This is a genomic window from Psychrobacter cibarius (assembly GCA_030686115.1).
Lineage (GTDB): Bacteria > Pseudomonadota > Gammaproteobacteria > Pseudomonadales > Moraxellaceae > Psychrobacter > Psychrobacter cibarius_C.
Window position 1 is genome coordinate 2,044,633 of record CP131612.1, and the last position, 24,602, is coordinate 2,069,234.

22 protein-coding genes are annotated in these 24,602 nt (G+C 44.4%); 7 read left to right on the forward strand and 15 right to left on the reverse strand.

Annotated elements, in window-relative coordinates; genetic code table 11:
* Positions 1-161: 161 nt before the first annotated feature.
* A complete protein-coding gene (locus tag Q6344_08490) occupies positions 162-1,040 on the reverse strand; it encodes a LysR family transcriptional regulator (GenBank protein WLG12646.1) in 879 nt (292 codons plus the stop codon).
* A 90-nt stretch (positions 1,041-1,130) separates the two neighbouring features.
* Between Q6344_08490 and Q6344_08495 the strand changes: the two genes are divergently transcribed.
* Positions 1,131-1,580, forward strand: coding sequence for a PACE efflux transporter (locus tag Q6344_08495; GenBank protein WLG12647.1), 450 nt, complete (start codon positions 1,131-1,133; stop codon positions 1,578-1,580).
* Positions 1,581-1,884: 304 nt separating this feature from the next.
* Positions 1,885-2,373 (forward strand): META domain-containing protein, encoded by a 489-nt coding sequence (locus Q6344_08500; GenBank protein ID WLG12648.1) that lies wholly within the window; start codon positions 1,885-1,887, stop codon positions 2,371-2,373.
* Positions 2,374-2,584: 211 nt separating this feature from the next.
* Here the strand turns inward: Q6344_08500 and Q6344_08505 are convergent, their stop codons facing one another.
* Together Q6344_08505 and cynR are read right to left on the reverse strand one after the other, a co-directional pair.
* Complete coding sequence (locus Q6344_08505; GenBank protein WLG12649.1) at positions 2,585-2,971, reverse strand: DUF6122 family protein; 387 nt, start codon at positions 2,969-2,971, stop codon at positions 2,585-2,587.
* Between the two features lie 47 nt (positions 2,972-3,018).
* Complete coding sequence (cynR, locus tag Q6344_08510; protein WLG12650.1) at positions 3,019-3,927, reverse strand: transcriptional regulator CynR; 909 nt, start codon at positions 3,925-3,927, stop codon at positions 3,019-3,021.
* A 138-nt stretch (positions 3,928-4,065) separates the two neighbouring features.
* On the opposite strand from cynR, the gene Q6344_08515 reads away from it, so the two are divergent.
* From Q6344_08515 to Q6344_08530, 4 genes are all read left to right on the forward strand, one after another.
* The gene (locus tag Q6344_08515) at positions 4,066-4,728 is read left to right on the forward strand and encodes a carbonic anhydrase (protein ID WLG12651.1); all 663 of its coding nucleotides are present in this window, start codon (positions 4,066-4,068) and stop codon (positions 4,726-4,728) included.
* Positions 4,729-4,841: 113 nt separating this feature from the next.
* Positions 4,842-5,312, forward strand: coding sequence for a cyanase (gene cynS, locus Q6344_08520; GenBank protein WLG12652.1), 471 nt, complete (start codon positions 4,842-4,844; stop codon positions 5,310-5,312).
* Positions 5,313-5,464: 152 nt separating this feature from the next.
* The gene (locus Q6344_08525) at positions 5,465-6,676 is read left to right on the forward strand and encodes a CynX/NimT family MFS transporter (GenBank protein ID WLG12653.1); all 1,212 of its coding nucleotides are present in this window, start codon (positions 5,465-5,467) and stop codon (positions 6,674-6,676) included.
* Positions 6,677-6,746: 70 nt separating this feature from the next.
* Positions 6,747-7,277 carry a heme-binding protein gene (locus Q6344_08530; protein ID WLG12654.1) on the forward strand — a complete coding sequence of 177 codons (531 nt, stop codon included), beginning with the start codon at positions 6,747-6,749 and terminating at the stop codon, positions 7,275-7,277.
* Positions 7,278-7,495: 218 nt separating this feature from the next.
* On the opposite strand, the gene Q6344_08535 is transcribed toward Q6344_08530, so the two are convergent.
* The 10 genes from Q6344_08535 to Q6344_08580 form a co-directional block, all read right to left on the reverse strand.
* Positions 7,496-8,242: an HAD hydrolase-like protein gene (locus Q6344_08535; protein WLG12655.1), complete on the reverse strand. Its 747-nt coding sequence runs from the start codon at positions 8,240-8,242 to the stop codon at positions 7,496-7,498.
* Positions 8,242-9,384 (reverse strand): TIGR03364 family FAD-dependent oxidoreductase, encoded by a 1,143-nt coding sequence (locus Q6344_08540; protein ID WLG12656.1) that lies wholly within the window; start codon positions 9,382-9,384, stop codon positions 8,242-8,244. Before Q6344_08540 ends, Q6344_08535 begins: the two co-directional genes overlap by 1 nt.
* A 141-nt stretch (positions 9,385-9,525) precedes the next feature.
* Entirely contained in the window at positions 9,526-10,530 is a 1,005-nt protein-coding gene (locus tag Q6344_08545) for an ABC transporter substrate-binding protein (protein WLG12657.1), read from the reverse strand.
* A 102-nt stretch (positions 10,531-10,632) separates the two neighbouring features.
* Complete coding sequence (locus Q6344_08550; GenBank protein ID WLG12658.1) at positions 10,633-12,327, reverse strand: iron ABC transporter permease; 1,695 nt, start codon at positions 12,325-12,327, stop codon at positions 10,633-10,635.
* A 64-nt stretch (positions 12,328-12,391) separates the two neighbouring features.
* Positions 12,392-13,315 carry an ABC transporter ATP-binding protein gene (locus tag Q6344_08555; GenBank protein WLG12659.1) on the reverse strand — a complete coding sequence of 308 codons (924 nt, stop codon included), beginning with the start codon at positions 13,313-13,315 and terminating at the stop codon, positions 12,392-12,394.
* A gap of 403 nt (positions 13,316-13,718) precedes the next feature.
* A complete protein-coding gene (locus Q6344_08560; protein WLG12660.1) occupies positions 13,719-15,404 on the reverse strand; it encodes an AMP-binding protein in 1,686 nt (561 codons plus the stop codon).
* A 71-nt stretch (positions 15,405-15,475) separates the two neighbouring features.
* Positions 15,476-16,579, reverse strand: coding sequence for a CaiB/BaiF CoA-transferase family protein (locus Q6344_08565; protein ID WLG15185.1), 1,104 nt, complete (start codon positions 16,577-16,579; stop codon positions 15,476-15,478).
* A 52-nt stretch (positions 16,580-16,631) separates the two neighbouring features.
* Positions 16,632-18,857 carry a 3-hydroxyacyl-CoA dehydrogenase NAD-binding domain-containing protein gene (locus Q6344_08570; GenBank protein WLG12661.1) on the reverse strand — a complete coding sequence of 742 codons (2,226 nt, stop codon included), beginning with the start codon at positions 18,855-18,857 and terminating at the stop codon, positions 16,632-16,634.
* Positions 18,858-18,922: 65 nt separating this feature from the next.
* Positions 18,923-20,131 (reverse strand): acetyl-CoA C-acetyltransferase, encoded by a 1,209-nt coding sequence (locus tag Q6344_08575; GenBank protein ID WLG12662.1) that lies wholly within the window; start codon positions 20,129-20,131, stop codon positions 18,923-18,925.
* A gap of 102 nt (positions 20,132-20,233) precedes the next feature.
* A complete protein-coding gene (locus Q6344_08580; protein ID WLG12663.1) occupies positions 20,234-21,385 on the reverse strand; it encodes an acyl-CoA dehydrogenase family protein in 1,152 nt (383 codons plus the stop codon).
* A gap of 316 nt (positions 21,386-21,701) precedes the next feature.
* Here Q6344_08580 and Q6344_08585 point away from each other — a divergent pair, with 316 nt between their 5' ends.
* Positions 21,702-22,340, forward strand: coding sequence for a TetR/AcrR family transcriptional regulator (locus Q6344_08585; protein WLG12664.1), 639 nt, complete (start codon positions 21,702-21,704; stop codon positions 22,338-22,340).
* A 144-nt stretch (positions 22,341-22,484) separates the two neighbouring features.
* Here Q6344_08585 and Q6344_08590 read toward each other — a convergent pair whose 3' ends face one another.
* A complete protein-coding gene (locus Q6344_08590) occupies positions 22,485-22,940 on the reverse strand; it encodes a hypothetical protein (GenBank protein WLG12665.1) in 456 nt (151 codons plus the stop codon).
* A gap of 373 nt (positions 22,941-23,313) precedes the next feature.
* Positions 23,314-24,600: an FAD-binding oxidoreductase gene (locus Q6344_08595; protein WLG12666.1), complete on the reverse strand. Its 1,287-nt coding sequence runs from the start codon at positions 24,598-24,600 to the stop codon at positions 23,314-23,316.
* Positions 24,601-24,602 lie beyond the last annotated feature (2 nt).

Consider the following 24,602-nt stretch of genomic DNA (forward strand, 5'->3'; position numbering starts at 1 on the left):
TTGAAGCAGAGTATAACTTGACCACTAAAGCACTTATATATTTATAACCTACTCAAACTTATAGCCTATTAAAATCTATCGGCAAATTATGAACTTTATAGATAGTACACCCGCAATAAATGGACGACCCTTTAAAACTCGCTATTATTGACCGCTTAATATCACTTATTTAGCGCAATCGCAGCCGACTTCAACCAAGCAGCCGCTTTACCTAGAGGACGCTGCTTGTGCCATACAATTTCTAAAGCCACTGGCCAATCATGATCGTTAAAGTCCAATATTGGCTCGACTAAAAAACCATTATCCAAGGCACTGGCTACCACATGTTCGGGCACGAATGCCCAGCCTAGATTGCGCTGTACCAGCTCAACGATAACCCACTGGCTCTCAACCCACCAGACATCAGATGCTATTCGCAACCGTGCTTTTTCTTCGCTATGATTGCGTGTTGCCACCATCAATTGCCGATAGCGTTTCAACTCCTCCCACCCCACTGGCTGACGAGCTAGCTCATGGTTCGGCGCGCACACCATTTTCATCGACACCCAACCAAGCCCATGAAAATTCAGCGCTGAAGGTAGTATCTCTTGACGCCACATAATGCCTAAATCGGCGCGATCTTCTAACACCAAGCGGCTGACATCTTCCATCAGCGGAAACAATAGTTCCAGCTCCACACTAGGAAATCGGCGCGAAAACTCTTCCATCAAGCCGCCTAGCGTTGCTTCGGGGTACAGCTCATCAACCGCCAGTACCAATCGACTCTCTACTCCTTCGCCCAGACTTTTGGCCACCCCGCGAAAATGCTCACAACGCTCTAGTATCACTCGCGCCTCTACCAGTAAGCGCTCTCCAGCTGGCGTCAGGATTGGATAGCGTCCACTGCGGACAAATAAGCTGTTGTCCAAATCAATTTCTAAATTTGATACCGCCGTGCTAATAGCAGACTGCGCCTTGCCTAGATAACGGGCGGCGGCTGAGAAAGAACCGGTCTCTACCGTGGCGACAAAGGCTTGCAGTTGCTCTAATGAAAGGCTCATCTATCTAAAAATCCTATAGGTTCTAACTTGGTTGTAATAGTTTAACAGATACAATAGGCGCGAAAATAACTGATTCAACTAGGAAGCTTCATGCGCACCGTGAAAGATCGTATTCGTCATACTTTGGGTTTTGAGATAATAGGTTTAATTATATTTGTACCGTTGGCAAGCTGGTTATTTGGCTTTGATATTCAGTCGATAGGTCTTATCGCCGTGGCTGCTTCGATTATCGCGACGTTGTGGAACTACTTTTACAACCTGTTGTTTGACCACAGCATGCTGAAGCTACGCGGCAATGTACATAAGACGGTTCCACTACGAATGTTGCACGCGTTTTTATTTGAAGGTGGTCTGCTGTTATTATTCCTACCAATAATTGCGTGGCACTTAGGCATCAGCCTTTGGCAAGCCTTTCTCATGGATATTACAATGGCTACTTTCTACTTGGTACATGCTTTTGTTTATAACTGGATTTATGACAATGTGTTTCCTATTCCAGCAAACCATCTGCTATCTCAACGTAATGATGTGGTCGCCTAATAGCAATGAGCCGTGCTAAAGATTTATAGTCAATCCTATATAAATCAGATACGGTGTCAGGCTCGCTTAGTCTACTATTTGTAGTACTTTCGCTTGCCTTCCTTGTATCCAAATTATATTGAACCAACTATATCAACATAAAAACAACTTGGTATTTAAATGGTTACTGGCGCTTGTATCGCTATCATTGCTTTGTAATAATGCCTGCATCTGCTAGTGTCTCATGTCAGTTATTGGGGCAGCGAGCATAATAATTTTGAGATAAATGTCTCTATATCATAATTGAAGCAATAAAGGACTTTATATGAAAAATATGACCAAGGTAATGATGGTAAGCGTTTTAGCAGTGGGAACATTGGCAGCAGGTTGTCAAACCACATCTACGCCAAGTGCACCCGTTACCCAGCCTATTACCTCGGATGCCTTGCAAGCCTATCATTGGCAACTCGTGGATGCCAAAAACACCAAGGGCGAGACCATTACTCCATTATTCTTTAATCCAGCCGAACCATTAACCCTCGATTTTGTGACGGCGAATGGGAGCAATATCGTTACTTTGATGAATACTTGTAACAATATGAGTGCTGAATATAAGGTAGCAAATGGCGAGGTAACCTTGGGTCCAGTAAGAAGCACAAGAATGGCTTGCCCTGCCCCACAAGCCAGCTTTGATAGTGCCACACTAGCAACCGTAAATGGTAAATATAGCATGAGCAAAAATGCCAATAACGTGCCTGTCTTGACCATTACCAATGCGAACCAAGTAGCGAATTTTAAAGCGGTTGCTAAATAGTTATTGCCGTATAGAATGCTAAACCAGCCACTCAATAAAAAAGCCTCACTTATTAATAGTGAGGCTTTTTTTGTCTATATTTATTGTCTGAATACTGAATTTAGGCTTAGCGCAGAACTAAATCCTCAGTAAATAATCCGATTCTTTAGAAAATATAGTGTGCCCATAATAAATACGGAATTAATGAGCATGCGATGAAAAGTTAAAAATACTACTTAAACCTATTTGCTAGCCATATGACCAGCTCACGAGCTGGCGCATTATCCAACGCTTGGGGGATTTGGGCATACGTCATAACACAGTCATTCAGATCCGTCAGCATATGCAATAGTAAGCCCAAACCTATGACTCTATATGGCTTAGGCAGCACTAACATAGCCACATATACTGCCATTGCATAATAACTGTGCAGTGGGTGAAAGTGAATACTACAGCGATTGGGCGAGAAAATAGGCGTTGCTAGCAGATGATCCAAATCAACCAACATAGTGGCGAGCAGTATCAGATAAACCCTTTTGTAATCATTGCGGAAAAACACATAAGCCACGATTAAAGGCATGCCGAAGTGAAAAAAGTAGTGAATTAAAGTTTGCGTCATTGACCTTTTGCCTATCTCATCGTGACCGTTCGTTTTCTAAGTTTATTCTATTTGAAAAACAGTGCCTTGGATTCAACCGTGTTCGAACAAACCTCATGTGCCAACGCAACAAATGCCTTAGTAGCAGCGCTCTGATACGCACCTTTTCGTTGTAGTAATACCGCTGTACGCTGGAGCAAAGACGGCGCTAAGGTAATCGCCACCAGCTCATCATAATTATGAGCGATGTTGGAAGGTAATAAGGTGGTCAGTTGAGTATGGCGAACCATTTCGATCACTGCGCTTAGCGAGTTTGCCTCCATCAGTACGTTTGGCGCAATGTCATGCTGACGACAATAATGCTCAATCTGTTCGCGCGTGGCAAATTCGCGGCTCAGCAATACCAGTGACTGCGCGTTTAGCGTTGGCAAATCAATCGCCGCTTGCTTGGCAAGAGGGTGATGTTTACTAACAACCAGTGCGAGCGTCTCTATCAGCAAGGTTTGTGTATCGATATCGGCAGACTGCACATCTTCAAAAGCAATACCCACATCAAACTCATCATCGAGTATTTGCTTTTCCATCTGCTCCTGTGACATCTCCTGCACGCTTAGCGTAAGGCTCGGATAACGAGTATGAAACGCTTTGATTAAAGGTCCAAGCAAATACGTGGTAAAAGTAGGCGTAATCGCAATCCGCAACGCACCGCGACTGAGATCCTGCACATCGTGAATGGCGCGCCGTCCTTCCTCCAAATCCTGCAAGGCTCTATGGGCATAGCGCGCATAGACATCACCGGCATCGGTCAATGTGACACGGCGACCAGAGCGATCAAATAAAGTCGCGCCTAGACCCTCCTCCAACTGTTTAATCTGCTGTGATAACGCTGGCTGTGACACGTATAAAGACGCTGCTGCTTGGGTAAAGCTTTGGTACTCTGCCACTGCCAAGAAATACTTAATGTGCCGAAGAATCATGGGTCATCTCGTGTGGATTAGGGATTGATCAAGGTTTTCTCATAAGTAATTATTATCGACATCATAACATACGAGTATTTTACCTTATAACGATAGCGGCGTATCATTCCTTTTATCGACTCCACAGAGACCAACGCGATGAAAGATATTATTGAAGGTTTTCTAAAATTTCACAGTGACGCCTATCCTAAGCGCGCCAATTTATTCAAAAACTTAGCGACCAAACAAAACCCACGCACGCTGTTTATTTCTTGCTCAGACAGCCGCTTAGTGCCAGAGCTCGTTACTCAACACGAACCCGGTGGTCTGTTTGTGATTCGCAATGCGGGCAACATTGTGCCATCTTATGGTCCTGAGCCTGGCGGGGTATCGGCGTCAGTTGAGTATGCTATTACCGCTTTGAAAGTCACGGATGTGGTGATTTGCGGACACTCTGACTGCGGTGCGATGACTGCAATTGCTAACTGCAGCTGCATGGATCATATGCCAGCGGTGGGCAGCTGGCTTCGCTACGCCGACTCAGCACGAGTGGTCAATGAAGCCCGTGACCACGGCAGTGATAGCGAGCGAGTCGCCTCTATGGTTCGTGAAAATGTCATCGCTCAAATCGAAAACATCAAAACCCATCCGTCTATACGTTTGGCGCTAAGAGAAAATCGTTTGGCACTACATGGCTGGGTTTACGATATCGAGTCCGGTGACATCGATGCCTTAGATGGCGTGACCAATGAATTTGTCTCATTGGCAACGCACACTGAGGTTCGTGCTTATCCGATATCGCCGCTGGCAGTCGCCGTTTAGCATTATATAACTGTCATTATCAATGACTATGCATAATCAGAAAATCAATTAACCCAAATGATTCATAAGCATCATTAACCCAATAACCACCACCAACCTCAAAAGGTATTATTATGATTCAGTCTCAAGTAAGCAACACCGCACGTCAAACATTAACTGACACCATCATTGCTGCCAAAGCGGCAAAGAACCTGTCATTTGAGCAAATCGCTTCAGGAACAGGCTTGAGTGATGTCTTTATCACCGCCGCTTTGCTAGGTCAGCATCCGTTACCTGCTGATGCCGCCCAAAAAGTTGGTGAAACTTTAGGACTTGATGAGGACGCCATCGCGTTACTACAATGCATTCCATCACGAGGCAGCGTTGGTAGTGAGATTCCTACTGACCCGACAATCTACCGTTTTTATGAGATGATGCAGGTATATGGCACCACGCTAAAAGCCTTGGTTCATGAGCAATTTGGTGATGGTATCATCAGTGCCATTAATTTCAAAATGGATATCAAAAAAGTGGCTGACCCTGAAGGTGGTGACCGCGCAGTGATCACTCTAGATGGTAAATTCCTACCGTTCAAACCTTTTTAAATGACGCTTTAAACAGCAGTTTAATCAGTGGTTTGTAAAAGTAGCACTTATTGAAAAAGTCGGCGTTCGGCATATAGTGACGTCGGCTTTTTTGGCGACTCAGGCGGTGATTTTTTGGTACTGCCTTTCTTAATACGGATTTTATATTATTCATGAGTACCGATCATATCTCCTCCACGGCGCGTTCGTCGATACTGACCTTGTTGTTTCCTATGCTGGTGATTGCTGGGTTGGCGATGACGCTGCGTCCAACGATCACTTCTACTGGTCCATTGCTGACAGAGATTCGCCTAAGCACAGGTATGGGTTTGCAAGCCGCCTCTTTATTGGTAGTGCTGCCGATGCTGTGTATGGGTATATTTCCGCTACTTTTGCCTTGGATTGGGCGACGATTTAGTGAAAGTGCATGGATCACAGGCGGTCTGTTGGCGATTGCCTTAGCGGGTTTATGGCGCTTGTGGTTAGACACGGGAGGGATGCTGATTGTCAGCGCCTTGATAGGTGGTACAGGTATCGCCATCGTGCAAGCAATGGCACCTGGTGTGGTCAAACGCTGGTATCCTGCGCGCGTGCCACTTGCTATGGGCGTTTACTCTGCCGCACTGATGACCGGTGGCGGGGTTGCCGCTATCTTGAGTCCGGTAGTCGCTCAACATTACGGCAGTTGGCAATCCGGTTTGGGTATTTGGCTGATAGTGCCAGTTTTTGCCCTCGTGCTTTGGTGGCGGCGCCCCTCTGAGCAGATGGAAAATCGAGACGATGGGGTAAAAATCAACTTTTTTGGCAATCGCCGTGCTTGGCTATTGGCAAGTTATTTCGGTCTGGCAAACGCTGGATATGCTTGTATGATTGCATGGTTGCCAAGCTATGCGCAGACTTTGGGCTGGAGCGCGCAAAATAGTGGCGAGCTGATCGGTATCATGACGATTTTCCAGGTCGTTGGTGCTCTGGTTATTCCAATGTTGTCCGCTCATCGTCTCGACCGTCGTCCTTGGTTATTTTTTGCCGTAGGGATACAGATCGTTGGATTTATAGGTCTGATTACACTGCCAGCAGCTTTGCTGATCTTGTGGGTTGCTTTGATCGGCTGTGGTCTTGGTGCCTGCTTTTCATTAACATTGACCGTCGCGCTAGATCACTTGTTCAAGCCCAAACTCGCTGGGGCACTAGCAGCATTTGTCCAAGGCATTGGTTTTATTATTACCGCCATCGCGCCTTATATCGCAGGTGTGCTGCGCGAGTCGACTGGCAGTTTTGAAGCGGTTTGGTGGATGCTATTGATCAGCCTTATCGGCATGCTGTTTGTCACCATCAAGTTTGCCCCAGCAAGTTATCATCAGGCAATTAACTTGTCTAAGCTTTGATTCAGGCGTATTGAGTCACGTCATACGATATTCAAAACAACCTCAAGTATTAACTATGAAAGGACTGATTATGAAAAAACTCGTTATCTATGCCGCGCTTGCAACCTCACTGTTGTCCATCTCCGCGTGTGCCAACACTTCGCACTCACAGTATCAAGCGCAAGCGATTAAATCAAACGTAATAACCCAAGGAGCAGAGATGGCAACCATTCCATTATTGACTGGCGAGATGGCACAAAAAATGGTGAATGCCGCCGCATTAGAAGCCAAAAGCAACAATTTGATGGTATCTGTGACCGTCGTTGACGCTTCTGGACAAACCTTAGCAGTGCTCAGAGATCACCGCGCAGGCGTGCATACCGTGCGTGCCAGTTATAAAAAAGCCTATACCGCAAACTCACAAAAAAGAGAAACGGCGGTCATCGCCAAAGGCATCAAAGACGGCACGATTCCTGAAGACCTACGCTATCTGGATGAAAACATCCTTATCTTAGATGGCGGCGTACCCATTTATATCGGTGGTATCGGGGTAGGCGGCGCACATGGCAGCGAAGATGTACACATCGCCAAAGCGGGTCTAAAAGCATTAGAGCAGCAGTAGCGCGGGCTAAAATATTAAGACAAATATCCCACACATTATGCTGTTCGAAAATTGATAAGCCTACCTGTCCTTATCTTTATCGTTACTTCTATCAAAGAAGAAGGAGAGAAACCATGTAATGATTTCTCTCCTTCTAAAATGCGCCATTAAAGCACCCCATGTCTTAATCTAGCCATTTTTAGCCCATATAGACGCCTCAATTAAATTGAGGATATACTCTAGATCAATGCCGCTAGGTCCGTGAGCTGCTCAAGCACGATATCTGGTGAATATTTCTCCAGTTGCACATGGGTTTGAGCACCAGTCAGCACCCCAACACATAGACCACAATGGGCATTTTTGCCTTCTTCGATATCGATGCCGCTGTCCCCTGCTTTCAATACCTGTTGCGAATGCTCAATCCCAAACTTGCCCATAGCAAGGGTAATCATATCTGGCGCAGGACGACCATTGTGCACATCATCCGCTGTAATCAAAGCATCAATATCACGACCCACTGACCATCCTAAAATGGTTAATATTTTATTGGCAGTCTGAATATCGTAGCCCGTATTTAGCACGACTTTTCTACCTGACTGCTTTAACTGATTGAAAAAATCTAGCATACCATCGAAGGTTGCTACCGTGTCCTTGGTATAGGCTAATGCCAATGCTGATTTAAACGTATTAAAGGCAGCATCCGTCCATTTTTCACTATCAGCGGTCGCGGTATTGTCATTTTTGCATACTTCATTGAGTATATCGCTAATGGCTTGTCGCTTTTCTTTGCCAGCCCCAAACTCTAAACACACCTCTAGATTAACCTGAATGTCTGTTTGACCAACCTGTTGTAGGGTGTGATTGATCGCATCACATACGGTCTTATAAACCAAATTGTTTTCATTGACGGTCGTGCCTGCCATATCAAAGACACACAGTTTGATCGCGTCGAATGGCGCTTTGATACGATGAATATCTGTATTCATTATTTTGACTCCAATACTAAATTAATTAACTCTTCACCAAAGGCAAATCCCGTTGATGCGCCTGTGCCGCTTGTGATGGTACCGATGGCAACTCCTGCTTCTGGTAATGCTTTAAACACGACATTGTCGGCACTTGGATAGACCCCTAACCAGTGCTGGGTGATGTCTACCTCACCGATATCCATGACTTTTTTGAACTCGTTGATGATTAAGTTATCTTGATAAGTGTCTCTAAAGGGCAGCTCTTTATCACAGTAATTATGACTGTCACCAATGATAAGTGAGCCATCCGCTGATTGAACAACGATTAAATGTACGCCAGCCTTGCGCTCAGCAGCTTGGGTGTCATCTAGTAAGCTGATAAGCGCACGAGCTTCTGGTAGCTGCGCAAACCCATCATAACGAGCAAAACTCAGATCTGACATGACAGCAGCATTTAGTTTGAACGCTTGCCTTGGCATCACGCGCATCATATTGAGGGTACAGAGTTTGGCATCAGACTGCGCTAAAGTATCAGGATATAAGCCATGTAAATCTGCCCCAGGACAGATCACACAATGCGCCGTATGTAATGTCCCTCGACTGGTATGAACAGTGGGCAAGTCAACCACCTGAACCGTGGTTTTGTTATAAAAATCCACGCCATGCACTTGTGCTAACCAGTCCGCCAATTTGCCAATCGCGGTATTTGACTCGACTCTCAGCTCGTGCGGGCTATATAAAACGCCCAACCCTGTTCTAAGATAAGGCGACTGCTCCTGTATTTCTGATTGGCTCAATAAGCGACAGGACTCGCCCATTTCAGTCTTCAAAAATGCGTCGGCAACGCTCATCGCTTCAGGGCACTGAACCAGCATGTGCAGACCGGTATGCTCAACCTTGATACCGGCTTTTGGCGCAATGTCCGCCCAGATATTGCGTGAGTGCATGGCACGTTGCCAATGCTCACCGCTACGCTGACCACTAACCGTCACAAAGCCAAAGTTACGAATCGAGGCATCTTTATTCTGTGCTTCACGCTCTACCAGCGCCACTTTCAGCCCTTTTTTTACGGCAGCATAAGCGCTGGCAAGACCAACGATACCGCCCCCAACGACGACCACATCATACTGTTTATCTGATAATTTACTTGTCCCTGTCATAGCTTTTTTCTTCTTTATGATTGATTACAAATGATACTCAATTTATGTTTTAGCGGCTCAATCCTTGTTTTAAGGATTTCACTAGCCAATGAAATAGTGCAATTGAACAATAACTACTCATCACGGTTTTTATGGATTCATTTACGATTCAGTTTGTCCATGGAAAAACGCTCTGTGCTTATCTAACAGCTCAGCCGTCAGTGGCTCGCCGTACGTTTTACTGTTTTTTATTTGATTGTCAGGAGCGACTGTTTCACCGTCATAAATCACATTTGGGTATATCGTCAATAATTTTGGACGCGCATTTTCAACAATGATTTCAGCCATTTTCATCGCATTTGGATTGGTGTTCTCGCCTTTATCAATAACGGCTACCGATTCCGTTAGCGTATAATTTCCTTCACTTGGGTCAACATAATCAATAGGCAAGCCTTGTGCTTTGTTTGCGATTGCTTGATGACGCAAGCCAAAACCAATCGGTACCTCACCTGCCATCACTTTTTTGATCGGACCTGAGCCTGACAACTCCAAGTTTGGACCCGCATTGGTGCGGATATCGTTCATAATTTTCTGCCCTTCAGCGCCCATTCCATAAGTAGCGGTGACGTCTTGAATAAAGAGCCAACCTGTCGATGAGCCATTAGGATCCACCATCGCAATTTTATTTTTGTAGATCGGATTTGCTAAATCCTTGGCACTGGTTGGTCTGGGCAGATTTTGCGCCGCCATCTCTTTTGTGTTTAAAATAATAGCGCCCGTAAAACCCAGTATTGGTGCATAGTAATTTGGGACCGCCACTTGCGGGTCAACGTCAAAGGTCAATTCTTTAAACATAGGATGCTTGGCTTGGGCACTTTCTAAGTAGAACGAGCTCATCGTCACCATATCAGCCTCTGTATTATCGCCTTCTGCCAGCAAACGCCCACCCAACTCCCCTGTCCCAAAAGACTGAAAGACATACTGACCCTCATAGCCTGCTTCGTCTAAAACCTCTTGGATGACCTCGACCGCTTCTTCGTCGGCATTGCTATAAATGACGACTTCTTCGATATTGCTAGAAGCACCTCCTTCCGACTCAGGTGAACTACAACCTACCAAGACAATCCCGCACGCGAAACTTGCCACTAACGTTTTGAATAAAAACATTATTTTTCCTATTATTTGTTGATGTTTTAATAATGAAAAAATTGTTGCTTAAAATATAAAAAGAAAATAAGTCTTATCAGTGCACTTGACCGATGGGTAAGACTAAGAAGACGTTGGTACCACCATTGACTTAGGTTTTTTCTTGGTTTTTATTGCCGTTGTACCAGAGAGCCTTTTGCTATAAATATGACGGACAATAGCAAACAACATCAGTGCGCCAATATTGGTCAGCAATATCATCAGCGACAAGATAAAAATCTCATCGAAGCGCGCAAAGTGCTGTAGCTCGACTATCTTGGTGGTGAGTACCATGGTTTTGGCACCTGAAATAAAGATAACCGCGCTAATCGTCACCATGGCGCTGATAAAATAGAATGAAGCGACTTCAATCAGCGTAAAAAACGAATTGGGCACGACGATGCGGCGTAACGATGTAAACCATGAGTCACCCAACAGACCAGCCGTCGTCTCCCAGCCCAAATTCATTTTAGACAGTGCGTTTTTACTCATCAAATAAGGCGTGGCAAAGTAATGAATGATGTTGCTAATCACGATGATAAAAATAGTATTGGCGACCGCCGACCCCGAAAACACCATCAAATAGGCAATACCTACGACCATTCCAGGCACCGTATTGGTCACTAATGCCGAGCTTTCAATACTGAATTTACCCAGTTTAAAAAGGCTTGAGCGCTCGTATAACAGGGCTGAAAAATACGTAATCAAAGTGCCAAACACCGCTGTTAATACCGCCACAAGTAATGAGTTTTTATAGACCCGCATCAGATTGGCAGACTCTAAAGCCTCGCTGACAATCTCGGTGGTGAAGACCATCTGATAAGGCCATGATTTAATCCATGGGATGATGAATATCACGGCAAATACCAGTAACAGTGAGGCTAAAATCACACTCGATAACACCGCCAAAACACGGTCTTTGATTTTTGAGGTGGGCAGATCAATCATTTCAACTGAGTCATAGCGCACATTGAAGCGTGCCACGTACCATAGTATGGCGATGCTTAGGATGGATGGCCCCAGCATAAGTAGCGCAACCACTGCGCCTTTTTCGAATGAAGGTGACGCGCCTAAGATTTGGGTATAAAGCTCAGTGGCGATGACGCTATATTGCCCCCCAATCGACGCTGGAATACCAAAGTCTGTAAAGGCTAAAAAGAAACACTGAATCATCGCTGCTGCAAAGGTGCCGATTAGAGGGCGCACCACAGTCATATCAAACTGGCGATAAGGAGAGTCTCCCATCAACTCTGATACAACGACAAACTTTTTGTCCAAATATTGGAACGTATTGTTCAATAATAAAAAAGCAATGGGCAAGGTATAAATGGTATAACCAAGCCACATGCCATAAAAGCCATATATGTCCTCAAACAGCTGAAAGCCAAGAATCTGAGTCAGCAAGCCTTGTTTGCCAAAGGTATAAATAATGGCAAAGCCATAGGTGACGGTTGGCAACAACATAGGAAATAATGCCGCTAGCTTAATAAATTGTTTAAAACTTTTGGGCAAATTGGTCCAATGCACGGTATAAGCCAAAATAAAGCCCAAAAACGTCGCGCTAAGCGCACTCATCGTCGCCACAAAAAAGCTGTTTTGCATGGTCTGCAAAAAGCCATCACTGCTCAAAATACTGGTGTAGTTTTCTAGCCCTAATGCATCACCGACATTTAAAGACAGTGCCAGCAGCTTGACTAATGGCACAAACATAAACATAACGAATAAAACAGCAACGAATAGCCAAATTGCTTTTACGAGGGGTGAATTGCTCAATTTCATAAATATCCAAGACGATCAAATGGTCAAATACGTTCATTCACAACATTTTTATTTTTAATCAATATTAATTGATGGTGGCATCTTTTCGTTTTTGCTGATCGCTGTCTTTAATAACGTTAAGATCGTCGGTATTATCGATAGTGTCAATACCATCGATATCGTCATAACGATGAGTCACCACACTGTCATCCTGACCGTAATGTTGGCGCTGGGTATATTTGCTTAAGGGGTCGATGTTTGCGCCATCATCCGCGAATAAACTTAAGATATTGCGACGCTTAATATTGAGCTGATTGAGAATGAAGTTTTTGACAAAATCATTGGCTGGGTTGCGAATGATTTCCGTTGGGGTCGCGAACTGTGCCACTTTGCCGTCTGAGAGCAGTAAAATACGATCAGATAACGTCATGGCTTCTTCTGGATCATGAGTGACTATTAAAGTCGTCAACTGATAGCGAACGGAAATCTCGCGAATACGTGCTTTGATGGTTTCTTTGATGACACCATCTAGCGCAGATAAAGGCTCATCTAATAACAGAATTTTAGGCTTCATCACCAAAGTGCGTGCGAGTGCCACGCGTTGCTTTTGACCGCCTGACAACTGGTTGATACGTTTATTTAGGTGGGCTTTGATATCGAGTAAGTCGACCAGTTCATCGACTTCTGCTTGCGTGCTAATATGGGGATTATTGCGTAAACCGTATTCGATGTTTTGTTTGACATTTAAATTGGGGAACAGTGCATAGTCTTGAAAGACAATATTGAAGCCTCTTTTTTTCATCGGCACTCGTGTAATGTCTTCGCCGTTATAAGCAAGACGACCGCCATTGATACCTGTCAAACCTAAGATAATATGCAATAAAGTCGTTTTACCACAGCCAGAAGGCCCTAAGATTGAGACAATTTCGCCCTTATTAATTTTGAGGGAAATATCTTCAAAGATAACTTTATTCTCATACTTTTTCGTCACACCTCTAAGCTCTAACATATCAACCAACCTGATCATTTATTATTTGTATTGCCTAGGTCAGCAGTGTAGCCAGTAGTTGTGACATTTTGGTTAAAGAGCCATGACAATACGATGACATCAAACAACGTTAGGGCGTGTCCTCAATTCAATCAATTACTCTCTAAATGGGCTAAAAATAAGACCTCATTTAATACCATTAAATGAGGTCTTACGGAAATAGCTGGCGAATCGATCATTTACATTTTCAGACGGAACAAACTAACCGTGAGCGTCATTGATTGGAGGCGGTAAATTGTATCAAGAGCTTTTACTCTCATTGAATATCGGTATAAATAATGGTAATTGGTGATTAATTATTGCGACTGATGATGGTCATGCTGTAGTAGTAAAATGGTCATGCAATGTTTCTCTTGAGTAGTTGTTACGCTTCATGAGCCAATTTTCTCAGCTTGTGACGCAGTATTTTTCCGACAGTTGATTTGGGTAACTCGTCTATGAATTCGATATGACGCGGGCATTTATAGGCGGCCAAATTTGCTTGGCACAGCGCTTTAATATCATCCTCATTTAAGCTGTCATCAGATTTTACAACGTAGGCTTTGACCGACTGACCCTGCAACTCATCATCGATACCCACCACTGAACATTCGGCAACCTTAGGGTGCTCCTCAATGATGTTTTCTACTTCGTTAGGATAAACGTTGAAGCCACTGACGATAATCATGTCTTTTTTACGGTCATATATTTTGATAGCACCCTGCTCGTTCATAGAAGCAATATCACCTGTTTTTAAGTAACCATCAGCGGTAAAAAACGTCGTATTGTCAATATTATGATAATGAGTAATGACGTTGTCACCTTTGATACACATCTCACCAACTTCATTTATGGCGAGAATATTTTCATCGTCATCACGGATATTGATATCGACACTAGGCAGTGGTAACCCTACATTGCCACTATATTCAGTGCCATTAAATGGATTGGCGGTACCCACGCCTAGCGTCTCAGACATACCCCAGCCTTCGAGGATAGGCAGACCTGTGACTTCACGCCAGCGCTTAGCGGTTTCAGGGGTCGCTGCCATACCACCAACTAGGGTTAATTTGCATGCGGAAAAATCCAGCTCCTTAAATTTTGGGTTCATCAGCAGGGCTTGGAACAAAGTATTAACACCAGGCAATAGATGAAAAGGACGCTTGCGCAATATCTTGATAAACCCTTCAATATCACGTGGATTGGTAACCAGTGTGAGATGCTGACCCACACTCAACCCAACTATTGAGCAGATAAACGCATAAATATGATACAGCGGTAAAGCGACAATGGTATTTATTTGAGTACTATCAGACATGGCGTCATAGACTGGCTTGAACCATTCGACAAACTGGTAAGTGGCGGTCACAACATTTTGATTGGTAATCAAAATACCTTTGGCAACACCTGTCGTACCGCCAGTATATTGCAGCATTAATAAGTCGTCCGCTTGAATGGTAGGACGAGAATAACTTAATTTTTTGGCGCGTTTTAAAACGGCTTTATAGCGAGTCACGGTATAATGAGAATTGGATTTCAACTGATAACGGGGAATGGCTTTTTTGACATATTTGGCAGCGATATTAACAAGCGCACCTTTCACTACTCCTAACATATCGCCAATCTTGCTGATGACCACGGTTTTGACAGGCGTGTCTTTGATAATTTTCTCTAACGTTTTGCAAAATGGTTCTAATATAAATAATACAGCAGTATCTGAGTCAGCCAATTGATGTCTCAATTCACGAGGACTATACAGCGGATTGATGAGCGTTGTGACCATACCAGCGCGAATTACCCCTATGACAATAGGCAGGTACTGGTTGACATTGGGCATCATGATGCCTATGACCGAACCCTTTGCTAGACCCAGACTTTGAACCCAAGCCGCAATAGCCAATGACATGCTATCCACTTGCCCATAAGAATAAGTAACACCCATGTTGGTGATAAATTTATGGCTGGCATATTCTGTTAATTTGTCATCAAACATGTCAATCAATGTATTATGTGGCGGCGCTATCTGTGCATTTATCCCTTTAGGATAATGCTGCGTCCAAAACTGATCCATAACTTACCTTCCTTGGTAATCAACTTATGAAAAACTCAATGGCTTTGAAGCATTTCTCATAAAAAACATAACTACTGAACCTGCTGCCATCCTGACGTTGCATCATACGCATCTTGATGGGCAAATAAGGGATGTGCTTTTGCTTCACTGAGGCTAAGCACAGGGGTGACGCAGACATCAGCGAGCGCAAAAACTTGCTGCCAATGCTCAAATGTTTGACTGGCAAATTTATCGCTTACCGTCTTAGCCGCCGCTTGGCTTTCAGAGGTATTTGGCATAACTCCAAGTTGCCAATGGCTGTTTTTGAGCGCAGACAAATCCAATGCCCTACACAAGCCCTGCCAGAATTTCAGCTCTAACGAACCAACGGCCATATAGCGCTCGTCTGAAGTTTTGTATAGGCGATAGCAAGGCAATGATCCACCCAAAAAATCATGCTGCGGTGCTGGTTGTTGCCCTGAGAAACTTTTCACCAGCGTTCCCGTTGCCTTTGGCATGACCATATGCTGGTACAAGCTGTGCGTCATACTAACGGCAACATGACGACCTTTGCCCGTCCGCTGGGCGGCGAATACAGCAGCAAGCAGTGCAATCACAGCGGTATCACTGCCGCCTGCCAAATCTGCAAATTGAACGTTAGGCATCGCCTGCTCGCCACTCGCCGTCTTTAATTGGTCTAAAACACCGCTCATCGCCATAAAGTTAATATCATGACCAGCTTTATCAGCCCAGTCATGATTGATTTGTTTATGATTAATTCCTTTATGATTGGTACCACTCTCAGATTCTGATGCCTTATCCGTGATTCCATAGCCGGTGATCGATACCATGACTAGCTTTGGATTAATCGCATGCAATGTTTTGGCATCTAGCCCCATACCTTCTAGGACACCAGGGCGAAAGCTGTCTAACATCACATCAGCATCTTTAAGATGCGCTTTGATCGCAGCAATACCTTGGGGGTCACGGAAGTCATGACTTTCAGTAGTTTTACCGTGATTTAATGCTTTAAACAATTCGCCAAAGGCTCTGGCAGGATCACCATTTTTAGGTTCAATCTTAATAATTTCTGCGCCCAAATCTGCAAGCAAACGTGTGGCAAAGGGTCCCGGTAAATTACGAGTCAAATCAACGACGCGCAGCCCTTGTAAGCAATCTGCCATTAAATCTATCATTGAACCAGTGCTCGTATTAATCGCAGAATGAATCGTAGAATTAACCATCAACTCATTCATCAGAAAATACCTCGCCTTTATCTACCATGTCTAGCAGAATTTTTGCTGGCTCAAAACGCTCACCGTATTGAGCCGCAAGTTCACGACTACGCGTGATGAACGTCTCTAACCCCATCGCATTGATAAACTGTAGCGTACCGCCTTGATGTGGCGCAAAGCCCCAACCAAAAATGGAACCGATATTGGTATCAGCGACAGAGCGGACGACGTTTTCTTGATAACATTTAGCGGATTCGTTGGCTTGGATAAACATCAAACGATCGATTAAATCTTGCTGAGAAGGCTGCTCTGATTTTGATGGGTATAAATTCATCAGCTCAGGCCACAAGTATTTGTCGCCCTTATCGGCATACACATAAAAGCCTTTGCCGTTCTTTTTGCCCTCGCGATTGTGTTCTTTGACCAGCGTTTTCAGTATCTCGTACGAGGGACGCACAGCAATGGGTTTACCTTCTGCTGCCATATCCAGCTGCTGCTGTTCGCTCACATGCAACGCCAAACTTAATGACACCTCATCTTGCAATGCCAGTGGCGGCATGGGCATGCCGGTTTTCATGCCAGCAACCTCGATGCTGCGCGGATGGACGCCTTCACCTAACATCGCCACCCCTTCTGACACATAAGTACCAAATACTCGTGAGGTATAAAACCCCCGACTGTCATTAACGACGATAGGTGTTTTACCGATTTGCAGCACATAATCAAAGGCTTTTGCTAAAGTGGCGTCATCCGTTTGCTCGCCCATGATAATCTCAACCAACGGCATCTTGTCGACTGGAGAGAAAAAATGTAATCCGATAAATTGATTGGGACGCGTGCTGGCTTTAGCCAATCCAGTAATGGGCAGTGTCGACGTATTAGACGCATAGACAGCCGTGTTAGGAATCACCGCCTCGCTTTGCTGAGTACACTTGGCTTTAATCTCACGATTTTCAAACACCGCTTCAATAATAAGGTCACAGTCTGCCAAATCATCATAAGATACTGTCGGCTTGATGCGATTGAGTAACGCTTGCTTTTTATCTTCTGTTGAGCGTTTACGGCTAATGGCTTTATCCAAAATGGTGGCAGAATATGCTTTGCCTTTTTCAGCGCCTGCCATTTCGGTATCTAAAAGTACCACTTCTATGCCTGCTTTGGCTGAGACATAAGCGATACCTGCACCCATCATGCCAGCACCTAGAATGCCAACTTTTTTGGTTTGTGTCCGCTCAAAACCATCAGGACGAGATTGACCTTTTTTAATACTATTCAGCTGCGTCCATAGCGTGTTGATCATATTTCTAGATTCAGCAGACAGCACACAAGCGGCGAAGTAACGCGACTCAAGATCAAGACCGGTATCGATATTCACTAAGCAGCCTTCGAATACGCAAGACATGATATGGGTAATCGCAGGATAATTGCCATGTGACTTTTGATTGGCCATGGCTGGTGCAATAGAAAATATCGGTACAATACTAGGATGTTTACTATCCCCGCCGGGGATTTTAAAGCCTTTTTTATCCCATGGCTGCTGGGCACTGGGATTGGCGTTAATCCAGTCTGTCGCCTGCTTGAGCATATCTGCTTTGTCAGTGGCAACAGCATCAATTAAACCCATGTCTTTAGCAGCCGTTGGACGTAGCTCTTTACCTTGGGTCATAAGCTCTAACGCTGATTGAATACCAACCAATCGCGGTAAACGCTGAGTACCTCCGCCACCCGGTAGTAAACCCAGCTTGACTTCAGGTAGACCCAATTTAGTCTTAGGAGCATCAATCGCGATACGATAATGACAGGCCAATGCCAACTCCAAACCACCGCCAAGTGCCGTTCCAGTCATAGCAGCGACGACAGGTTTACCTGATTTCTCTAGTTTGCGTAAGCTAGCTTTCAGCTCTTCGACCAGCTCAAAGGCTTGTTCAGCATTTTTAATATTAGCCAACAGATCAATATCAGCACCGACGACAAAGGTCTCTTTGCCAGAGGTTAAAATCAAACCTTTGGCAGACGCATCGTTAATAAAGCTATCGGTCATCACTGCAAAAGCATCAGTGAAACCGTCGCCGATGACATTCATTTTGCGACTACTTTGGTCAATCGTAACGGTGATAATGGCATCATCATCACGCTGGGCAGAGAAATTCGCTAGCTGATTAATAGTAGCCACACTGTCTTTGATATTATTTTTAACACCCGCTTTGGCGCTGTCTGTTGTATCGTTATTTATCGTCATTTTATATCCCTTAAATGATCTTTTATATAAGATTTTACTGCCAATATATATTTATGCTGAGCTATCTATATACGTTCAATGATAGTAGCGATGCCCATACCACCACCGACACACAAGGTGATCATCGCGGTTTTTAGGTCGCGACGTTCTAACTCGTCAAGCACAGTCGTCATGAGCATCGCGCCCGTTGCGCCAAGGGGATGACCCATAGCGATAGCGCCGCCATTGACATTGACGATATCAAGCGAGAGTCCGAAGTCATCGGCAGTATTCAGCGGAACGGCAGCAAAGGCTTCATTGATTTCCCATAGATCTATATCTGAAGCTTGCATACCTGCTTTTTTGAGCGCTTTTTGGCAGGCAGGCGTTGGCCCTGTCAGCATAATGGCGGGTTCTGAACCAATCACTGCAGCCATCGTAATTTTGGCACGTGGTTTTAGACCTGCTTTTTTGCCAGCAGCAGCGCTACCCACTAAGCAAATTGCAGCACCATCAACGATGCCTGACGAATTGCCCGCATGATGCACGTGATTTACTTTTTCAATGGTGGTATATCTGTCCAAGATAACGCTATCAAAGCCCATCTTGCCGGGCATAATAAAAGAAGGATTGAGACCAGCTAAAGTTTCGACATTGGTGTTAGGACGAATGGTTTCGTCTTTATCCAATAATGTCATGCCATTGATATCGGTGACGGGAACGACCGATTTATCATAATAGCCCTGCTCCCAAGCATGCGCGGCGCGGCGATGTGACTCGGTAGCAAACGCATCAACATCGGTGCGGCTAAAGCCTTTTAGCGTCGCTATGGTATCAGCGCCAACGCCTTGCGGGACAAAATGCGTCGCTTCATTAACCCGTGGATCCATATACCATGCACCGCCATCAGATCCCATCGGTACGCGGCTCATGGACTCAACGCCACCTGCGACTACCATATCCTCCATACCTGACATGATTTTGGCGGCAGCTAGATTGATAGACTCCAGACCTGAGGCACAAAACCGAGATAAAGTGACACCCGCGACACTTTGCGCCCATCCTGCATCAATGACGGCTATACGGGCAATATCAGAACCTTGCTCGCCAACGGGTGTCACGCAACCAAGCACCACATCATCGACCAAACTGGTATCCAAATGATGGCGCTGTTGCATTTCCTTTAACAAGGTACGGGCAAGCCAAATCGGTGACGCCTGATACAAAGATCCATCCTTTTTGCCTTTACCACGCGGGGTACGGATAGCATCATAAATGTAAGCAGTCTCAGTCATAAAAATCCCTTTTTATTTTTTGAATAAATAACCATGATGGATGATGGCAATATAATCTATGTCTTAGAATCAAGAAGTAGAACCAAAAAGCAAATCAGCCGCTTACATAAAGCGTGACGCCAGCTCTTTCATGATTTCATTGGTGCCGCCGTAGATTTTTTGTACTCGCGCATCAGCGTACAAACGAGCAATCGGGTATTCTGTCATGTAGCCATAACCGCCAAACAGCTGGACGCATTCGTCGATCACGTCACACTGCTTTTGCGTCACCCAATATTTAATCAAAGACGCCTGCGGTACGGTCAACTTGCCTTCTAACATGGCATCGACAGCGGCATCACACATCGTGCTGGCAGCGAGATAATCGGCGTAGCATTCTGCCATTTTAAAACGCGTATTTTGAAACTTCCAAATAGGCTTACCAAACGCTTCACGGCCTTTGACATAATCTAGGGTCAAATTAATCGCGAGCTTCATCGCACCAACGCCCGTTAAGGCAATAATTAAACGCTCACGTGGCAGCTCTTGCATCATTTGAATAAAACCCATGCCCTCTACTGTACCAAGCAAATTTGTTTGCGGCACACGTACATTGCTGAAAAATAACTCCGAAGTATCTTGTGAGGTCAGACCAATCTTATCGAGATTACGACCACGCTCAAACCCTTCTACTTTGTCCGTTTCTACCACGATAAGCGAAACACCTTGCGCACCTTTTTCACGATCGGTTTTGCAGGCGAGCAAAATTAGGTTGGCATGCTGACCATTGGTAATAAAGGTTTTTGAGCCATTAATAATGTAATCATCACCATCTTTTACGGCATAGGTTTTGATGTTCTGCAAATCTGAGCCAGTACCCGGTTCGGTCATAGCAATCGCAGCCACATACTCACCCGTCGCCATCTTAGGTAGCCATTCTTTTTTCTGCGCTTCCGTACCATGACTCAAGATATAAGGCGCGACAATACCTGAATGTACCATGCCACCGAATCCAGATTGATTGGCCTCAGCCTGCGCATAAAGAAGCGCCGCTTCATGACCAAAGTCACCACCGCCGCCGCCATATTCCTCTGGAATCGATGCACATAAAAAACCCATCGTACCTGCCTCTTCCCACGCGGCGCGGTCAATCATGCCGTTTTTGCGCCACTGCTCGTCCTTTGGCTCCCACGATTGAAACATTTTAAGCGCGCTATCATGCACCATTTGATGTTCTTCGGTCATCCAATTCGGGGTAAAACTTTCAATACTCATATTGTCTATCCTTGACGAGGGGAAGTTGATAGTAGCTAGGGCGTGTCCTCAATTCAAACGAGGACACACCCTAATATAAAATACTATTGAGTGTAAGCATATTATTTGTGGTAATTTTAATTACCGTTATATAAAATCTCAGTATTCTTTATATTTAATATCATGCAAGACTTATACTAGGACAGTGAAAGACAATGCGCAACCTATTAACAAACAATGGTAATTTATATTACCTATTTCAACTCTAGCTTATCAGCCGTTAAATAAGACGCTGTAGCACAGTCTAAAAATTCTCACCGTACAGGAATCATCAAGCATGCAATCTATCAATCAGACATCTAGTATGAATACAGCCCGAGCTTTGGCACCCTTATCCGATATGCGCCCTGCTACTTTAGAAAAAATTGAAAAAGCCGTTCGTAAAGTGTTTGCAGGTTTTGACTCTAATGAGGTGACCATGGCGCAGATTGCAAAGTCTGCCAATGTCTCACTACAGACGCTGTATAAATATTTTGGTGATAAGCAAACACTGTTTTATACCATCATGGATATTGTATTAGGCAGGTTGGCGGCGCGCATCATGGATCATTTGCAAGGCATTGATAGTGTGCAAGATCGGCTGCGCAAGACATTATGGGTCTGTTTTGACTTTGTAGACTCACATCCCGATGCGGTGATGGTACTGTCTTCGGTGTCGGCATCGCGTATACGTAATATTGCAATTTATGAGAATAAAGAGCTGATTGGCGCATTTTTGAATGTATTAGAAGATGGTCAAAACCGCGGGGTACTAAATGACACCGTGCCCCTTTATATACTTTTTGATGTGTTTATGGGTTTTATCAGCCGTCTTGGCTTGATGCATATCATTCGCCAGACCGATACACCCATTAATGCAGAGTTTGATGCGCTGTTCGTCATTTTATGGCGAGCCATATCAAAGCCTGACATATAATCAGTTCGATATACAATCACTTGTACGATATTATGAAATATTCATACCAGCCAATTTTCAATTTCATCATTAAAGATCACAACGAAAAAAAGCCTCACTTTGTAGTGAGGCTTTACTTAATGCTTAAAAACTAATGCTTAGAAATTAACATTCCTTAGATTTTTTTAGCTTATATTCTTCTACCCTATCAACCATTTCATAATCTTGTTCACTGATCTGTTGATATCCATTGCTCACACTACCATAGGACGAATTTTTATTATCATGCTGAGCGTGCACAGCAACATCTTTGATCTGGGCAATGTCTTCTGCAAACGGCGTATAAGGGATATCCAGCACAGCAAATAGCGTGGCTAAAAATTCTTCAGCGGTAAAATATTTATCCATATAGCTGCCATCAAGCCCAAGGTATTTATTCGATAATACATGACGTAGGCGCTCACAAGCAGGGATAGTATGCTTGATAGGATAGCCCATGGCTTTAACAATATCTTGCGAACGCAGCTCAAGTGTCGCTATCTGATTGATCGCATACTGGGCAAGAAGATGGCGTGGGTGGTAATGACGGGTATATTTGGATTGGTTAGCAATGTGGCTCATGATATTGAACACCTTAGACTCCTGTAACTCCGACGAAAAAGGGTGAAATACGCCCAAATAGGCAAATAAAATCAGGCACAAATGAGGATGTCGGAGTACAGGCTCATGCGCTTTACCAGAATTATTTTATATCGTGCTGGAAGTTGCAAGGTTTGTACGCCGCCATTTATAACGATAATGGCTGGCGATGACAAAACTGTTAAACCCACGATAATGACTTAAAGATGATAGCATATCAGATAATAGAAAATAAATACTGATATTAATACGCTTTGGTAATCACACGATTGTTACGGTCTCTCTATCGCCGTCAAAGTCTGAATACTTTTATATTTAAAAATGGTAGAAAAAATTAGATAATGACTCAACAAAGCTACCTAATTATTTTTAGACATTGTCCTGCATGATATAAAGTTAGCCCCAACTCAGTAAAGCCAGATTTCATCCCGCCAAAAGAAACTTTTGCCTCTTCTAAGGTCTTAAATGGTAAGGGAATACTATCTCTATTACCGCTCATTATATAGTCTGCGAAGCACTTACCCATTAGCGTGCCTGTGGTAATGCCGCGACCATTATAAGCCGTTGCGGTCAGCAAGCCCTCGTCGGGCTCCATGACTCGAAAAATATGATCTTGCGTAAAACCAAAGCTACCCGTCCACTCATACTGCCATTTAAATGCTGGCAAATCTGGATAATAGCTCTTTTGCACCGCATTGGCCCATGATTGATAAAAGGATTTTGGTTTAAGCTGTGTACCACCCACCGTTCCCAATAATAGGCGATCGTCGTCATCACGGCGAAAGCTAGACAAGGCCAAGCGTGTATCCCATGCCCCTGTTTTATATGGCAAAATACGATCTGCCGCCTCGCCACTAAGTGGCTCTGATGCAATCTGATAGTAATAAACCAGATAAAATGTCTTTTTGATTTCTGTCCACTCGCCTTCGGTATAGGCGTTAGTCGCAATAATGACGCGCTCAGATTTCACGCGCGCTTTAGAAGTCCTTGCATACCAATGACCGTCTACTTTTTCTAGTGCTTCTACGGCGGAATGCTCATAAATAGTGACACCAAGACTGGTTGCTACTTTTGCAAGTCCTCTGACATAAGCCAGCGGATTTATCGTACCAGCCCGATGATCTAGTAATGCTTTATTGATACTTGTCGTCCCGCAATATTCATGGCATTTACTGCCAGTTAGCACTTCAACATTCGCACCGCGGCGGCTCAACTGCTCATATCTGATATCGACATCTGCTTCACCTTTGGCGTTATGTGCCATGTGGATATTACCGGCTTGAGTGGCTTGGGCGTCGATATTATAACGCTTGATTAAATCAAACACTAAGCTTGGCGCTTGTCCAAGGGCTTCTGTCAGACACTCACCTGCCGCTTCGCCTAGCGCAATATTCAAATCATCAGGGCGCGCCCAAGTGCCTGCATTGACCAATCCTACACTTTTACCTGAGCCACCATTACCAATTGCTTGGCTTTCAAGCAAGATAACTTTGACGCCTTTTTCGGCCAAATGAATCGCCGCCGATAACCCTGTATAACCGCCGCCTATGATACAAATAGTCGCTTCGGTGTCGCTAGTCATCTGATTGTAGGTATCAATAAGGGGCGCAGTCATATTCCACAAACATTGCTCTTGCAACATCT

Coding starts and splice junctions, on each gene's coding strand:
- Q6344_08560 (WLG12660.1), bottom strand. CDS start 15,404: ATGGATCAGTTTTGGACGCAGCATTATCCTAAAGGGATAAATGCACAG.
- Q6344_08580 (WLG12663.1), bottom strand. CDS start 21,385: ATGAGTATTGAAAGTTTTACCCCGAATTGGATGACCGAAGAACATCAA.
- Q6344_08575 (WLG12662.1), bottom strand. CDS start 20,131: ATGACTGAGACTGCTTACATTTATGATGCTATCCGTACCCCGCGTGGT.
- Q6344_08585 (WLG12664.1), top strand. CDS start 21,702: ATGCAATCTATCAATCAGACATCTAGTATGAATACAGCCCGAGCTTTG.
- Q6344_08500 (WLG12648.1), top strand. CDS start 1,885: ATGAAAAATATGACCAAGGTAATGATGGTAAGCGTTTTAGCAGTGGGA.
- Q6344_08550 (WLG12658.1), bottom strand. CDS start 12,327: ATGAAATTGAGCAATTCACCCCTCGTAAAAGCAATTTGGCTATTCGTT.
- Q6344_08540 (WLG12656.1), bottom strand. CDS start 9,384: ATGACAGGGACAAGTAAATTATCAGATAAACAGTATGATGTGGTCGTC.
- cynS (WLG12652.1), top strand. CDS start 4,842: ATGATTCAGTCTCAAGTAAGCAACACCGCACGTCAAACATTAACTGAC.
- Q6344_08545 (WLG12657.1), bottom strand. CDS start 10,530: ATGTTTTTATTCAAAACGTTAGTGGCAAGTTTCGCGTGCGGGATTGTC.
- Q6344_08515 (WLG12651.1), top strand. CDS start 4,066: ATGAAAGATATTATTGAAGGTTTTCTAAAATTTCACAGTGACGCCTAT.
- Q6344_08595 (WLG12666.1), bottom strand. CDS start 24,600: ATGTTGCAAGAGCAATGTTTGTGGAATATGACTGCGCCCCTTATTGAT.
- cynR (WLG12650.1), bottom strand. CDS start 3,927: ATGATTCTTCGGCACATTAAGTATTTCTTGGCAGTGGCAGAGTACCAA.
- Q6344_08535 (WLG12655.1), bottom strand. CDS start 8,242: ATGAATACAGATATTCATCGTATCAAAGCGCCATTCGACGCGATCAAA.
- Q6344_08590 (WLG12665.1), bottom strand. CDS start 22,940: ATGAGCCACATTGCTAACCAATCCAAATATACCCGTCATTACCACCCA.
- Q6344_08565 (WLG15185.1), bottom strand. CDS start 16,579: ATGATAGATTTAATGGCAGATTGCTTACAAGGGCTGCGCGTCGTTGAT.
- Q6344_08490 (WLG12646.1), bottom strand. CDS start 1,040: ATGAGCCTTTCATTAGAGCAACTGCAAGCCTTTGTCGCCACGGTAGAG.
- Q6344_08505 (WLG12649.1), bottom strand. CDS start 2,971: ATGACGCAAACTTTAATTCACTACTTTTTTCACTTCGGCATGCCTTTA.
- Q6344_08570 (WLG12661.1), bottom strand. CDS start 18,857: ATGACGATAAATAACGATACAACAGACAGCGCCAAAGCGGGTGTTAAA.
- Q6344_08495 (WLG12647.1), top strand. CDS start 1,131: ATGCGCACCGTGAAAGATCGTATTCGTCATACTTTGGGTTTTGAGATA.
- Q6344_08555 (WLG12659.1), bottom strand. CDS start 13,315: ATGTTAGAGCTTAGAGGTGTGACGAAAAAGTATGAGAATAAAGTTATC.
- Q6344_08525 (WLG12653.1), top strand. CDS start 5,465: ATGAGTACCGATCATATCTCCTCCACGGCGCGTTCGTCGATACTGACC.
- Q6344_08530 (WLG12654.1), top strand. CDS start 6,747: ATGAAAAAACTCGTTATCTATGCCGCGCTTGCAACCTCACTGTTGTCC.